Origin of the sequence: Haliea sp. (assembly GCF_040221975.1) — a bacterium.
GTDB lineage: Bacteria > Pseudomonadota > Gammaproteobacteria > Pseudomonadales > Halieaceae > Haliea.
The window spans coordinates 1-13,595 of sequence record NZ_JAVJWR010000019.1 but is presented as its reverse complement, the minus strand read 5'-3'; the positions used below and the strand labels follow the sequence as shown (position 1 = coordinate 13,595).

12 protein-coding genes, 1 tRNA gene and 1 pseudogene are annotated in these 13,595 nt (G+C 59.1%); 11 read left to right on the top strand and 3 right to left on the bottom strand.

All coding sequences use genetic code 11. From position 1 onward, the window contains the following. Positions 1-20 precede the first annotated feature (20 nt). A complete protein-coding gene (locus RLO07_RS07600) occupies positions 21-467 on the bottom strand; it encodes a host attachment protein (protein ID WP_462291538.1) in 447 nt (148 codons plus the stop codon). A gap of 131 nt (positions 468-598) precedes the next feature. On the opposite strand from RLO07_RS07600, the gene RLO07_RS07595 reads away from it, so the two are divergent. The 11 genes and pseudogenes from RLO07_RS07595 to RLO07_RS07545 all read left to right on the top strand — a co-directional run. Continuing rightward, the gene (locus RLO07_RS07595; protein WP_462291537.1) at positions 599-1,711 is read left to right on the top strand and encodes a DUF3667 domain-containing protein; all 1,113 of its coding nucleotides are present in this window, start codon (positions 599-601) and stop codon (positions 1,709-1,711) included. A 134-nt stretch (positions 1,712-1,845) separates the two neighbouring features. Beyond that, the gene (thrS, locus tag RLO07_RS07590; RefSeq protein ID WP_462291536.1) at positions 1,846-3,777 is read left to right on the top strand and encodes a threonine--tRNA ligase; all 1,932 of its coding nucleotides are present in this window, start codon (positions 1,846-1,848) and stop codon (positions 3,775-3,777) included. Continuing rightward, the gene (gene infC, locus RLO07_RS07585) at positions 3,707-4,309 is read left to right on the top strand and encodes a translation initiation factor IF-3 (protein ID WP_462291535.1); all 603 of its coding nucleotides are present in this window, start codon (positions 3,707-3,709) and stop codon (positions 4,307-4,309) included. The genes thrS and infC overlap by 71 nt, the downstream gene beginning before the upstream one ends. Positions 4,310-4,366: 57 nt before the next feature. Continuing rightward, complete coding sequence (rpmI, locus tag RLO07_RS07580) at positions 4,367-4,561, top strand: 50S ribosomal protein L35 (RefSeq protein WP_462291534.1); 195 nt, start codon at positions 4,367-4,369, stop codon at positions 4,559-4,561. 29 nt (positions 4,562-4,590) lie between these two features. Continuing rightward, a complete protein-coding gene (rplT, locus tag RLO07_RS07575) occupies positions 4,591-4,947 on the top strand; it encodes a 50S ribosomal protein L20 (RefSeq protein ID WP_027949006.1) in 357 nt (118 codons plus the stop codon). A gap of 520 nt (positions 4,948-5,467) precedes the next feature. Next, complete coding sequence (pheS, locus tag RLO07_RS07570; RefSeq protein ID WP_462291533.1) at positions 5,468-6,481, top strand: phenylalanine--tRNA ligase subunit alpha; 1,014 nt, start codon at positions 5,468-5,470, stop codon at positions 6,479-6,481. Between the two features lie 20 nt (positions 6,482-6,501). Then, complete coding sequence (gene pheT, locus RLO07_RS07565; RefSeq protein ID WP_462291532.1) at positions 6,502-8,901, top strand: phenylalanine--tRNA ligase subunit beta; 2,400 nt, start codon at positions 6,502-6,504, stop codon at positions 8,899-8,901. Between the two features lie 5 nt (positions 8,902-8,906). Next, entirely contained in the window at positions 8,907-9,212 is a 306-nt protein-coding gene (ihfA, locus tag RLO07_RS07560) for an integration host factor subunit alpha (protein WP_304705726.1), read from the top strand. Next, positions 9,190-9,552: a MerR family transcriptional regulator gene (locus tag RLO07_RS07555; protein ID WP_462291531.1), complete on the top strand. Its 363-nt coding sequence runs from the start codon at positions 9,190-9,192 to the stop codon at positions 9,550-9,552. The genes ihfA and RLO07_RS07555 overlap by 23 nt, the downstream gene beginning before the upstream one ends. A gap of 55 nt (positions 9,553-9,607) precedes the next feature. Further along, a tRNA-Pro gene (locus RLO07_RS07550) sits at positions 9,608-9,684 on the top strand. A 117-nt stretch (positions 9,685-9,801) separates the two neighbouring features. Continuing rightward, positions 9,802-10,104, top strand: a pseudogene (locus RLO07_RS07545) (integrase core domain-containing protein); the annotation flags it as partial. A 255-nt stretch (positions 10,105-10,359) separates the two neighbouring features. On the opposite strand, the gene RLO07_RS07540 reads toward RLO07_RS07545, so the two are convergent. Both RLO07_RS07540 and RLO07_RS07535 read right to left on the bottom strand, forming a co-directional pair. Continuing rightward, positions 10,360-12,375 carry a putative bifunctional diguanylate cyclase/phosphodiesterase gene (locus RLO07_RS07540; protein ID WP_462291530.1) on the bottom strand — a complete coding sequence of 672 codons (2,016 nt, stop codon included), beginning with the start codon at positions 12,373-12,375 and terminating at the stop codon, positions 10,360-10,362. 15 nt (positions 12,376-12,390) lie between these two features. Beyond that, positions 12,391-13,182, bottom strand: coding sequence for a diguanylate cyclase domain-containing protein (locus RLO07_RS07535; RefSeq protein WP_462291529.1), 792 nt, complete (start codon positions 13,180-13,182; stop codon positions 12,391-12,393). Positions 13,183-13,595 lie beyond the last annotated feature (413 nt).

Sequence of the window (13,595 nt, the reverse complement as noted above, 5' to 3'; positions counted from 1 at the left end):
GCGTCGCGGCCGCCAGTCACTCATGCCAGCGGGTCCAGCTTCTTGACCAATGCCGCCTCATCCAGGGCGGTATAGTCCTTGCTGACATGCACCGTCGCAAGTTTGGCAACGTGCTCGTTCAATTGCTGGTTCAACAGCCCGAGAAAATGTGGTGAGGCAACCAGCATCAGGTTGTCATAGCGGTTGCTGGTGCGGCCCTCGTTCAGGTGCTCCGCAAGCTCTGCGGCGAAGCGCTCGTGCTCGTAGTCCTTCGGGTTGGTAGGCTCCGCGAAGGCGCCGCGATTGGCGCCATCCATGCCCTGGGATGTGGTCTGGAAGTGCCCCGGGCGATCTGAGCTGAGGTCCTCGTTTTTCTCCCGGCTCTGGGGGTGGCTGAATTCCTCCAGCAAGGTGAGGGTGCGAGGGCGCGCCTGGGTTGCAAACAGGCGGGCGCGGCTGGCGTTGGCGACAAGTAGCCAGGTGCTCATGGGCTCTCCTTCTGTCGAATGTGCCGGAGTATGACTATAGCGCACTCCGCCTGCAATCGCTGCCCCAGCCTCGTCTTCCCCATAGGTATTCGGATCGTGTATGTTAGGCCAGAAAAACACGGGGGCGGGAGATGACCGGGGAGGAATCGGCCAGCGCGCAGGCGCAGTGCCAGAACTGTCGGGCCAGTTTGATGGGGCCCTACTGCCACCACTGTGGGCAGCCAGCCGCGCCCGTGGTTCGGTCCTTTGGGGCGCTGGTGGTGGAATTTCTGCAGGAAACGATCAGCCTGGATTCCCGTGCCATGCGCACCCTGGTCGCCCTGCTGGCACGCCCCGGATTTCTCACCAATGCCTACCTGCGGGGGCAGCGCAAACGTTATGTGCCGCCGTTACGCCTGTTTCTCTTTACCAGCCTGGTTTGCATATTCGCGATCTGGCTGCTCAATATCACCGGTGAACGGGAGTTGGTCGTAGGCCCCGGTGAACTGACCACGGAGAACGGTGAGCTGGCCCCTGAGCAGCGCCGGCAGATACTGGAGCGTATCTCGGGAGTCGAGCTGGAGCAACTCGAGCCAGCCGAGCGCGCCGAGCTGGAGGCGCGTCTGGCGCGGCTGGAAAATGCGCTGGAGGGCGGCAAGGCGGAGTCTTCTGTTGCGGAAGCGGGAAATACGGAGCCGTCGGCCCCCGGAATTGTGAGCGCCACCTATACCGAAGAGGGTTTGTCGCTCGCGCTGCCCGGGTTGTCAGAGGAAGACACCGGCAAGCTGGAGGCGCGGCTGGAAAAGAGTGTAGACAAAATTCGCAGCGACCCCAATGACTTCGCCAACGACGTGCTGGAAAACATTCCGCAAACCACCTTGTTGCTGGTGCCACTGTTTGCCCTACTGATGAAGCTGGCCTATCTCTTCACCGGCCGCTACTACGTGGAGCATCTGATTCACGCCCTGTACGGCCACGCCTTTTTGTTCCTGGTGGTGCTGCTGGTGATAGGGCTGGACTTCGGCAATACGCGGCTGTCCGCATCCGCCAGCCTTTCCCTGCAGTGGCTGGGCCATCTGCTGGGCTTGCTGGAAGTCCTGCTGTTGTTCTGGGTGCCGGCCCATTTCCTCCTGTCGCTGCGGGTGGTCTACGGTCAATCCTGGCGCATGACACTGTGGAAGGGCTTTTGTCTGGGCCTCTGCTATCTCGTGCTGCTCCTGATCGGCCTGGTCAGTTTGCTGCTGGTAAGCGTGCTTGTCACCTGAGCTGACAGCTGTGCTACACTACGCGCCCCTGAATTGACCGGTTCGGGACAACAACGAACCTCAGCCCCCGATCTCTGATTGCAGCTGACTCACGTGGCCTTTGGTAGGGGCCACCACTGACACAAGGAAAGCGCATGCCCGCGATTACCCTGCCTGACGGCAGTCAACGCCACTTTGACCAGCCCGTTTCCGTGCACGAGGTGGCCGCCGCCATTGGCCCCGGCCTCGCCAAGGCCGCCCTGGCGGGTGTGGTTAGCGGTCGCGAGGTGGACACCTCGCATGTCATTGAGCAGGACGCCAGTCTGGCGATCATCACCGAGCGCGACGACGCTGGTCTGGAGGTGATTCGTCACTCCACCGCCCACCTGCTGGCGATGGCGGTGCAGGAGCTGTTTCCCGGTACCCAGGTGACGATCGGCCCGGTGATCGAGGACGGCTTCTATTACGACTTCGCCAGTGGCCACCACTTCACCCCGGAAGATCTGGAGAAGATCGAGCAGCGCATGCAGCAGATCGTCGAGGACGACCTGACAGTAGAGCGCCTGGTCATGAGCCGTGAGCGCGCCATAGAGCTGTTCCGCAACATGGGCGAGCATTACAAGGTACAGATTATAGAGGACCTGCCCGAGGGCGAGGAACTCTCCATCTACCAGCAGGGCCCCTGGATGGACCTCTGCCGCGGCCCCCATGTGCCCAGCACCGGCAAGCTCAAGGCGTTCAAGCTGACCAAGGTCGCAGGCGCCTACTGGCGCGGCGACTCCAGCAACGAGATGCTGCAGCGTATCTACGGCACCGCCTGGGCCAACAAAAAGCAGCTGCAGGAGTATCTCACCCGTATTGAGGAGGCGGAGAAGCGCGACCACCGCCGGATCGGGAAGAAACTGGGACTGTTCCACACTCAGGAAGAAGCGCCGGGTATGGTGTTCTGGCACCCGGATGGCTGGACCCTGTACCAGGTGATCGAGCAGTACATGCGTCAGGCCCAGCGCGCGCATGGCTATCGGGAGATCCGCACCCCGCAGCTGGTGGACATGTCCCTCTGGGAGCGCTCCGGCCATGCCGACAAGTTCGGCGATGACATGTTTACCCTCAAGTCAGAGGAACGCCAGTTCGCGGTCAAGCCGATGAACTGTCCCTGCCACGTGCAGGTGTTCAACCAGGGCCTGAAGTCCTACCGGGACCTGCCACTGCGACTGGCGGAATTCGGCAGCTGCCACCGCAACGAGCCCTCGGGTTCCCTGCACGGTATCATGCGGGTGCGCGGTTTCACCCAGGACGACGCCCATATCTTCTGTACCGAAGACCAGATCCAATCCGAGGTCGCCAGCTTTATCGACTTCCTGCATGCGGTCTATGCGGACTTCGGTTTTACCGAGGTGATCTATCGGCTTTCTACCCGGCCCGCGCAGCGGGTGGGCTCCGACGGGGACTGGGACCGGGCCGAAAAAGCCCTGGCGGATGCTCTGGATGCTCACGGCCTGCCCTGGCAGGAACTGCCGGGGGAGGGCGCCTTCTACGGCCCCAAGATTGAATTTTCCCTGAAAGACTGCATCGGCCGCGTCTGGCAGCTGGGCACGATCCAGGTGGATTTCTCGATGCCCGGTCGCCTCGGCGCCCAGTACGTGGCCGAAGACGGTTCGCGCCAGGTACCGGTGATGCTGCACCGGGCGATCCTCGGATCCTTCGAGCGTTTCATCGGCATCCTGATCGAACACTACGAGGGCGTGTTCCCCACCTGGCTGGCACCGAACCAGGCCGTTGTGTTGAATATTACCGACAAACAGGCCGAATATGCCGGTATTGTGGAAGATTCGTTGAAAAACAAAGGCTTTCGGGTCCATTCGGACTTGAGAAATGAGAAAATCGGCTTTAAAATCCGCGAGCACACTATTCAGAAGGTTCCCTACCTGTTGGTGGTGGGGGACAAAGAGGTGGAAACACAGACTGTGGCCGTGAGGGCCCGTCGTGGCGAGGACCTGGGTTCAGTGAGCCTGGATGCGCTGGCAGCGCTGCTCGCGGACGATGTGGCACGTCACGGCCGTATTGTATTGGAGAATCAGCATTAAGAAAGATATCGGCAAGGGCGCCTCCAAGAAAGCCCTGATCAATGACCAGATTACGTCAGACCCGGTGCGCCTCATCGGCGCCGACGGTGAACAGGTAGGCATTGTGTCTTTGCGAGAGGCACTGGCGGCGGCGGAAGCGGCCACCATGGATCTCGTGTTGATTGCTGATTCAGAGCCCCCGGTCTGCAAGGTTATGGACTACGGGAAGCACGTGTTCGAGGCCAAGAAGCAAAAGAATCTGCAGAAGAAGAAGCAGAAGCGAACACAAGTAAAGGAAATGAAGTTTCGTCCAGGGACGGAGGAAGGAGACTACCAGGTCAAGCTACGCAACCTGGTGCGTTTTCTGGAGCAAGGCGATAAGGCCAAGGTCACGCTGCGTTTTCGCGGTCGTGAAATGGCTCACCAGGAAATCGGCATGGAGCTACTCAAGCGGGTAGAAGCCGATCTGGCCGAATTGGGCGCTGTCGAGCAATTTCCGAAAATGGAAGGGCGACAGCTGACCATGGTGATCGCACCCAAGAAGAAGAGCTAGGGCCCGTGAATGCCCTTTCCCTTCACTTTTATTGATGCCAATGCGGAGTATCTGACGATGCCAAAAGCAAAAATTCACAGCGGGGCTGCCAAGCGTTTCAAGAAAACGGCTGGTGGCTACAAGCGCAAGAGCGCTTACAAGAGCCACATCCTGACCAAGATGACCACCAAGCGCAAGCGTCAACTGCGTGGGACCTCCCTGGTCCACGCCAGTGACAAAGTGCACGTAGACCGCATGTTGCGGGCCTGCTGACGGTTATTATCGAGAATTAGGAGAAGACTATGCCCCGCGTAAAACGTGGTGTAACGGCGCATCGCCGTCACAAGAAAATTCTGAAGCAGGCCAAGGGTTACTATGGTGCCCGCAGCCGTGTGTTTCGTGTTGCCAAGCAGGCTGTTACCAAGGCCGGTCAGTACGCCTACCGCGACCGCCGCCAGCGCAAGCGCCAGTTCCGGGCGCTGTGGATCACGCGTATCAACGCCCAGTCCCGCGCCAACGGCCTCAGCTATAGCCGCCTGATCAATGGCCTGAAGAAAGCCGATATCGGCCTGGACCGTCGCGTCCTTTCCGACCTGGCGGTACATGACAAGCCGGCTTTTGCAGCGATTGTGGAGCAAGCGAAGGCCGCACTGGCCTGAGCCCACCCTGGCCGCGCCTTGGCGCGGATCGCTGGCTACATTTGCAAGACCACGAAAGGGAAAGGGCACAGCTCTTTCCCTTTTTTGTTTGGCTTTGGTTCGGTGGGTGATTCTCGTCCGGCGCGTGCCTCCAGGGCTTGCCCGGACACGCCGCAAGTACGTCCGTGTAGGCTCGGCGGCGGCCGTCCTTGGCCGCCGACGGTCCGGGCAACCCCTGCAGCCACGCACCGGACTACCTTCGGCGCACTGAGCAGGCACCAAACAAAAAGTTGCCGGGGTGGTGGGGCTGGCGCGAGGGTGGCAGGCTGCGAGCGGAAGATTTCAGTTGCGGATGAGGCACCAAATCGAGCCCGAAGGGGCGGGATGGGGGTTCCGGGACTGTGTGAGACATGGATGTCGAACACAAGCCCCCATGGACGGGTTCACGGCGTGTCCCGGAACCCCCATCCCGTCACTGCGGGCGTGAACAGAGCTCCGGTCCTTAAATAAGTACCGGCAGAAAAAGGCGGAAGCAGAACAGATGGAAAACCTGAAACCCCTCGCCGAGGAAGCCAGGGCCGCGATTGCGGCCGCCACCGACAGCGCCGCGCTGGAACAGCTGCGGGTCGACTTCCTGGGCAAGAAAGGCCGCGTCACCGAGTTGCTCAAGGGCCTCGGCAAGCTGTCCGCCGAGGAGCGCCCGGCGGCGGGTGCCCAGATCAACGTGGCCAAGCAGGAGCTGCAGGAGTTGATCGCGGAGCGCAAGGCGGTGCTGGAAGCGGCGGCGGTAGCCGAAAAGCTGGCGCGGGAGACGCTCGACGTTACCCTGCCGGGCCGCGGCCAGAGCACCGGTGGCATCCACCCCGTGACCCGTACCATTGAGCGGATGGAGGACTTCTTCGGCGCAGTGGGCTTCGAGGTGGTGGAGGGTCCGGAGATCGAGGACGACTACCACAATTTCGAGGCCCTCAATATTCCCGCCCATCACCCGGCGCGGGCCATGCACGATACTTTCTATGTCGACCCCACCACGGTGCTGCGCACCCACACCTCGCCGGTACAAGTGCGGGTAATGGAGAACAACCAGCCGCCGCTGCGGGTGATCTGCCCCGGGCGGGTATATCGCTGTGACTCGGACCTGACCCACACGCCGATGTTCCACCAGGTAGAGGGGCTGCTGGTGGACGAGCGTTCCAGCTTTGCCGACCTCAAGGGCCTGATCGAGGATTTCCTGCGGGTGTTCTTCGAGAAGGATCTGGAAGTGCGCTTCCGACCCTCCTATTTCCCGTTCACCGAACCCTCCGCGGAAGTGGACATCCAGTGCGTGAACTGCGGTGGTGCCGGCTGTCGGGTTTGCAGCCAGACCGGCTGGCTGGAAGTCATGGGCTGCGGGATGGTGCATCCGCGGGTGCTGGAGACCTCCGGCATTGATGCCGAGCGCTACACCGGTTTTGCCTTCGGCATGGGGGTGGAGCGGTTGGCGATGCTGCGCTATGGCGTCAATGACCTGCGCCTGTTCTTTGAAAATGACCTGCGTTTCCTCGAGCAGTTCTAGCAGACCACGGAGACCGATCAGTGAAAATTAGCGAACAATGGCTGCGCGAGTGGGTAAATCCCCCCCTGTCCAGTGACGAACTGGCCCACCAGATCACCATGGCCGGTCTGGAGGTCGATGCCCTGGAGCCGGTGGCCGGCACCTTCAGCGGCGTAGTGGTAGCGGAAATCACCCATGCCGAACAGCACCCGGATGCGGACAAGCTGCGCGTCTGCACGGTCGACACGGGTGCGGAAACCGTACAAATTGTCTGCGGCGCACCCAACGCCCGTGTCGGGCTGAAGGCGCCGCTGGCCCGGGTCGGCGCGGTACTGCCGGGCGACTTCAAGATCAAGAAGGCCAAGCTGCGCGGGGTCGAGTCCCAGGGCATGCTCTGCGCGGAGGCCGAGCTTGGCCTGTCCGATGCGAGCGCCGGCCTGATGGAGCTGCCTACGGAAGCGCCGGTGGGAACCGACCTGCGCGATTACCTGCAGCTGGATGACCATCTGATTGAAATCGGCCTCACGCCGAACCGGGCGGACTGCCTGGGCATCGCCGGTATTGCCCGCGAGGTCGGCCTGCTGAACAAGCTGCCGGTGAATGAGGTCAGCTGCGAGCCACTGGCCGCCGTGATCGAGGACACCTTGCCGGTGCAACTGGATGCTCCGGAGCGCTGCCCGCGTTACGTCGGCCGAGTCATCCGCAACATTGACATCTCGCGCCCGTCACCCCTGTGGCTGCAGGAAAAACTGCGCCGCTGCGGCCTGCGCAGCGTCGACGCGGTGGTGGATGTCACCAATTACATACTGCTGGAATTGGGTCAGCCCATGCACGCTTTCGATCTTGATCGGCTGCAGGGCGGGATCGTGGTACGTACCGCACGGGCGGGCGAGAGTCTGGCGTTGCTGGATGGCCAGACCACCGAGTTGCGCGATGACACGCTGGTGATTGCCGATCACAATGGCCCGGTAGCCATGGCCGGAATCATGGGTGGCGAGTCGACGGCGGTGGCTGAGGGCACCCGCCATCTGTTCCTGGAGTCTGCATTTTTCGCGCCGGGCCCCCTGGCGGGGCAGGCCCGCAGCTACGGGTTGCACACGGATTCCTCCCACCGCTTTGAGCGCGGTGTGGACTTCCGGCTGCAACGCAGGGCCCTGGAGCGCGCCACCGGTCTGTTGCTGGACATTGTTGGCGGCGAGCCTGGTCCGGTTATCGAAGCAGTGGCGGAAGCGGAGTTGCCGGTGCGCCCGGATGTGGCGCTGCGTCGCGCGCGTATTCTTCGCCTGCTGGGTTTTGAGTTGGCGGATGCGGATGTCGAGCGGATCCTGTCCGGGCTGGGTCTCGGGGTGACCGCAAGCGCCGACGGCTGGCTGTGCAGTGTTCCCAGCTGGCGTTTCGATATCAGTATTGAGGCCGACCTGCTGGAAGAGCTGGCGCGGGTGTACGGCTATAACCGGCTGCCGGTGAGCCATATCCAGGCCGATCTGGTGATTCCGCCCAAGCCCGAGGCACGCCTGTCGCTGCGCAGCCTGCGTCGTCACCTCTGTGCCCGCGGTTACCGCGAGGCGATCACCTACAGCTTTATCGACCCCAAGCTGCAGCGGCTGTTTGAGCCCGCGGTAGAGCCGGTCGCGCTGGAGAACCCGATCTCCGCGGAGATGGCGGTGATGCGCAGCAGCCTGCTGCCAGGGCTGGCCAGTGCGGTCCAGCGCAGCGCCCATCGCCAGCAGAGCCGGGTGCGCCTGTTCGAGACCGGGCTGCGCTTTGTCCCCGGTGCTCCGGGAGCGGGTCTGGCGGAGCTGCGGCAAGTGCCCACCCTGGCCATGATCATCAGTGGCCAGCGTTTCGCCGAGTCCTGGTCTGTGGCATCCGCCGCTGCGGATTTTTACGATCTCAAGGGCGATCTAGAAAGCGTGCTGGGGCTGGGGCGCTGCCAGAGCGAGTTTGCCTTCCGCGCGGCCGGGCATCCCGCCCTCCATCCCGGCCAGACCGCCGAGATAAGCCGATCGGGGCAGGTGGTAGGCCATATCGGCGCCCTCCACCCGGCGGTGCTGTCAGCGCTGGACATCAATGGTCCCGTACTGGTCTGCGAAATGGACCTGGAAGCACTGCTGGAGGGTGAGCTGCCCGCATTCACTGAATTGTCGCGCTTCCCCGAGATTCGCCGGGATTTGGCGATAGTGGTGGATAAAAGTGTGCCCGCAGCCACCCTGATGGAGAATGTCACAGCAGCGGCGGGGGCTTACCTGCGTGAGTTAAGGTTGTTTGATGTCTATGAGGGGAAAGGCATTGATCCTAAAAGAAAAAGCCTCGCATTTGGTTTGACATTCCGGGATCGATCGCGCACTCTAAGCGACGATGTAGTGAACCAGGCCATGGATCAAGTGATTGATTCCTTGGAAAAAAACTATAACGCTGAGCTCAGGAACCAGGCACTGTAGATACGATGGCTGCTCTCACAAAATCCGAAATGGCCGAGCGCCTGTTTGAAGAGCTCGGACTCAACAAACGGGAAGCCAAGGAGATTGTTGAGCTGTTCTTCGAGGAAATACGCGCCAGCCTGGAGGGCAACGAGCAGGTCAAGTTGTCCGGTTTCGGCAATTTTGACCTGCGGGACAAGAGCCAGCGTCCCGGTCGCAACCCCAAGACCGGGGAAGAGATTCCAATTTCTGCACGGCGGGTGGTCACGTTCCGCCCGGGGCAAAAGCTGAAAGCGCGGGTAGAAGAATATGTTGGAACCGAGTCACAATAACGAGTTGCCGGCGATCCCGGGCAAGCGCTACTTTACTATCGGTGAGGTCAGCGAACTGTGCGCAGTCAAGCCGCACGTCCTGCGCTACTGGGAGCAGGAATTTCCCCAGCTGAAACCGGTCAAGCGCCGCGGCAATCGCCGCTACTACCAGCGCGAAGACGTGCTCACCATTCGCCAGATCCGCGCCCTGCTGTACGACCAGGGCTATACCATCGGCGGCGCCCGCCAGCGCATGACCACGGAAGAGCCGGACCCCCTGCAGCTGGACATGCAGGCTGTGATCAAGGAAACCATCGAGGAGCTGGAGGATGTGCTGAAGGTCCTGGCTCCCGGCAAATAGGGTTTGTCTTCAGGGCCCCATTCAGTATAATGCCGCCCTCGCGAAAGCGAGTTCTCGGGGCGTAGCGCAGCCTGGTAGCGCACCACACTGGGGGTGTGGTGGTCGCAGGTTCAAATCCTGCCGTCCCGACCATATTTTACTGGTCCTTACCGGTCACATAGGGGCTCTACCCACTTAACGGGGGATGGGCCGCTTTTCTGCACAACTCTGTCTGCCGCCGTCCGGTACCATCTGACTAGATACCGACAATTTGACGGTACCTCTGGCGGTATCTTTACCAGCGATGATTTTACCGACGTTCTCAAGCAACACGGCATCAGGATCAGCATGGACGGCAAGGGGCGCTGGGTCGACAATGTTTTCGTAGAGCGACTGTGGCGCAGCGTGAAGTACGAGGAGGTCTACCTGAAGGCGTACGACTGCATCGGTGCCGCACGGGCTTCCCTGGGCCGATACTTTACTTACTACAATTCGAAAAGGAGGCACCAGTCTCTTGACCGGCGCACGCCGGACAATGTGTACTATGAGGACGCTGCCAGGCTGGCGGCATGACCCGAGGATGCACTTATCCGGCTGTCCAATTTACGGGGTCCATTTCTCGGGACCTGGAGGAGTTGTATTACTACATTGACCCTCGGTGTAGGCCTGCAATTCAAATCCTGCCGTTCGCCAAATAACCTTCCAGCAACATGGCTTAACCCAACTGACGATGGCCTGGCCACCGCGATAGCAGAAGAAAAACGTAACTCACTGTCCGGGATTAGTTGACCACTACATTTGCTCTGAGAGAGGCCTACCGGGTCAGTGTTACTTCGATTGCCCGGCGTCAACCAGATTTGTGATTTCGGCGGCAGATAAGGGGCGATAAAAAACGTAGCCCTGCACATAGGGGCAGCCGATATTGGCCAGAAAATCGGCTTGGTCTGGTCGTTCCACGCCTTCGGCGATGACCGATAACCCCAGACCCAGGCTGAGTTCGACGATCGCCCGCGTCAGGGCCACAGCCCCCTGGTCGTAGGGCAAGTTGTCGACGAACGATTTGTCGATCTTGATTTTGTCGACAGGTAAGTCTTTGAGATACGACAGCGATGAATATCCGGTGCCAAAATCATCGACCGAAATAGTGATTCCGCGGTCGCGAAGACGCTGTAGTAACTGCAGTAGATTATCGCTCCGCCGCACAATGGAACGCTCAGTAATTTCCAGCTCCAACCAATGGGGATCGCAATGGTATTCAGCCAGTTTTGCTATTAGCATGTCGTCGAAACTCGGTCGAAAGAGCTGCTGAGAGGCATAGTTGATACTGACCTTGAATGGCTGGACCGTCGCCCGATTCCAGCGAGCAGCGTTGGCCAAAGCCGATCCCAAAGTCCGCTCGAAGATATCGTCTATCAACCCAGTAGTTTCGGCATAAGGAATGAACTCTTCCGGTGGCACCATGTACTCATCTGCTCCCCGCCGCCATCGCAATAGAGCTTCGACGCCGACAATTCGCCCCGTCGCAATCTGAACTTGTGGCTGGTAGAGAAAAAAGAACTCTTGTTGGATCAACCCGGCCTCGAGCTGTTGGCGCAGAATGGCATGGCGCTCGGCTTGCCCAGACATGCTCTCGGAATACACGCTGTACTGATTCAGGCCGAGACCTCTTGCGGCATACATTGCTAGGTCGGCTCGCTTCAGCAGCTCAGTCGTATCCTTGCCGTGTTCCGGGAAAAGGCTGATGCCTACACAGCAGGTGAGAAAGAGCTCATAGTCATTGACGCAAATGCTCTGCTTGAATCCATGGTTGATTCTCTCCGCCAGATCCTCGCAGCGATGGCGATCGCCTTGTACCAGAACGCAAAACTCGTCTCCGCCTACCCGAAACAGCTGGTCATGGGGCCCAAGCTTGCTTTGCAACACCCGCGTGACTGCGACTAGCATCCGGTCACCGGTTAAGTGCCCAAAGCCATCATTGATTTCTTTGAACCCATCCAGATCCAGGAATAGCAGCCCAAAGGTTGCCTGATTTCGTGCGCCGACGGTAACTGCTTGCGCAAGCGCTTCTAAAAAGCAGGAACGATTACCCAGCTCGGTGAGGGCATCTGTCCGATTTTGTCGAAGGAGGGCAGCATTCGCGTTGCGTTGCGTGTAAACGACTGCACCGAACAACGGCATCGCGAAAGCCAGGAAGATGAATGCCTCCAAAACGTGTTTGCGGATAAGTTGCCTGCGCAGGGTCGTCAGCTCGTGGAGCTCAACTTCGGCGACAAGCACGGCGGTGGCATTGTTTGTCAGCTTATGGGGCACATAGAGAGCTCGAAAAGTCCCCCATTTATCGGTGTAGTTGGCGTATTTTCTTTCAGGAGTGCGAAAAACTTGATGAAGGGAAGCGCTGGCCGTGTCGTAGCGGTCAAAATAGCGTACTTCAACTCCGTTAGCCACTTCCTCCGCTGTTGCACTTGATGAGGTGAGGTGAATGTCATTGCCTACCAGTACTGCCGAATAAATGAAGGCCAGACCGGCTGTCTCGTTGAAATCGCTGAGCTTGCGGATATTGTCCCAATCTTCTTCAGTACTGACGGAATCAGGCTGGCGGGCTCGCTCAAAATACTCGGACCCAAGTATGCTATAGAGCGCTTGTGCTCCGACTGCGAGGCGCTGGTCCACTCGCTCAGTCTCGACTTGGACTTTCCTCCGATATTCAATGCCTGTGTAGATAGCCACACCGCCGACAAAAAAGAGCAAGCCCGCGATCGCATAGGCGAACACCCGTTTGCCCACGCGGTGCAATGGGGTGGTGATAACACTCGGTAACGACGGCTTCGAAGAGCCATGTGTCATCTGACGAATCCCTTCTCAGAAACTACGCGAAGTAGCCGGTGATATGTAGGCGAACGCACTCTCTGTATCTCCAATCGCATGGCCATAATCGTGATTGATCTGTTTAAAACCATCGAGATCGATAAACAACACCGCGAGAGAACTGCCGCGTCTCTTGCTCTGCAGCTTCGCTTGAGATAATCGGTCAGCCAGGAGGCTCCTGTTCGGTAAACCTGTCAACACATCAAATCGTGCGGGATGGACCAGTCCGCTCTTGCTTCGGTTCCAAATTTGCCCTGACCAAGAGCGATTCCTCTGTACTGCATCCAAGAGATCTGCATAAAAACTATCCGAGTGTTCTCCAGATCTATGCATATTAATACTGCGGCCGAGCAATTCTTTGCTGCTGAAGCGACTGAACGTCGTGAACGCATTGTTGGCATCCAAGGTCATGCCCTCTGGCGAAAGGATGACAATACCCTCATTCGAGTGAACGAATACGTTTGCTGCCAGCTGGAGTTCTTCGTCAGCCACCTGCTTATTTCTTAAGCTCGCCGGGAGCCAGCTTCGAATCAGAATAAACAGGATAATCAATCCCGCGAGTAGGGTGACACCTTTCGGAACGAGAACCCATTGTGGTTGGCCAAGCACATCAATGACTGCAGGAGGTGCAAGACCATAGAGTGAATTGAAGTAAGGACCCAAGTAAGCGCTCTCGAAGAGCGTGCGGAATGCATCGATAGAAAGAATCGTCACCAGTATCGTGACAGTGTTTTCGACAAACTTCGCGCGACGCCAAGCACTGAGGAAAAATGCAAAAATTGCCATCCACAGGACCGTCAGGACCCAGTATGACAAAGACCTCGGTAGTTCAAACACGGCTATGAACCTCTTGCATCTCGCTAGCGCATCTCTTACGCTAACAACCAATTATCACTATATCTGTCTGTTGACAAGACGTTTTTGGTCTTCAGCCCGCTGCAAGTGCTCAGCCTATAAATCCAGACAGTTCCGCAACGCGAACTGTCACTAGTGGGCCATGCGGTTAATTAGGTAATGCATCTTTGGCTCTCTTCACTTTGGCCAGGATAGTCTCGGCGTGGGTCTTCCCCGAATCGTGTGGAAACGTAGTGTTCCCCTCCCATCTTGGGTATGGTTTATCCATCATTCCTTTTTCTATTTTGGGCGATGGACGAAGTTACCCTTTATGAACGTATCCTCGGCATTTCCGATCCCTGGTT

Bases quoted from the DNA above. Each gene is read 5' to 3' on its own strand.
- RLO07_RS07555 (WP_462291531.1), top strand. From the start codon at position 9,190: ATGTTGGAACCGAGTCACAATAACGAGTTGCCGGCGATCCCGGGCAAG.
- RLO07_RS07595 (WP_462291537.1), top strand. From the start codon at position 599: ATGACCGGGGAGGAATCGGCCAGCGCGCAGGCGCAGTGCCAGAACTGT.
- RLO07_RS07600 (WP_462291538.1), bottom strand. From the start codon at position 467: ATGAGCACCTGGCTACTTGTCGCCAACGCCAGCCGCGCCCGCCTGTTT.
- infC (WP_462291535.1), top strand. From the start codon at position 3,707: ATGCGCTGGCAGCGCTGCTCGCGGACGATGTGGCACGTCACGGCCGTA.
- rpmI (WP_462291534.1), top strand. From the start codon at position 4,367: ATGCCAAAAGCAAAAATTCACAGCGGGGCTGCCAAGCGTTTCAAGAAA.
- RLO07_RS07540 (WP_462291530.1), bottom strand. From the start codon at position 12,375: ATGACACATGGCTCTTCGAAGCCGTCGTTACCGAGTGTTATCACCACC.
- ihfA (WP_304705726.1), top strand. From the start codon at position 8,907: ATGGCTGCTCTCACAAAATCCGAAATGGCCGAGCGCCTGTTTGAAGAG.
- pheS (WP_462291533.1), top strand. From the start codon at position 5,468: ATGGAAAACCTGAAACCCCTCGCCGAGGAAGCCAGGGCCGCGATTGCG.
- rplT (WP_027949006.1), top strand. From the start codon at position 4,591: ATGCCCCGCGTAAAACGTGGTGTAACGGCGCATCGCCGTCACAAGAAA.
- thrS (WP_462291536.1), top strand. From the start codon at position 1,846: ATGCCCGCGATTACCCTGCCTGACGGCAGTCAACGCCACTTTGACCAG.
- RLO07_RS07535 (WP_462291529.1), bottom strand. From the start codon at position 13,182: ATGGCAATTTTTGCATTTTTCCTCAGTGCTTGGCGTCGCGCGAAGTTT.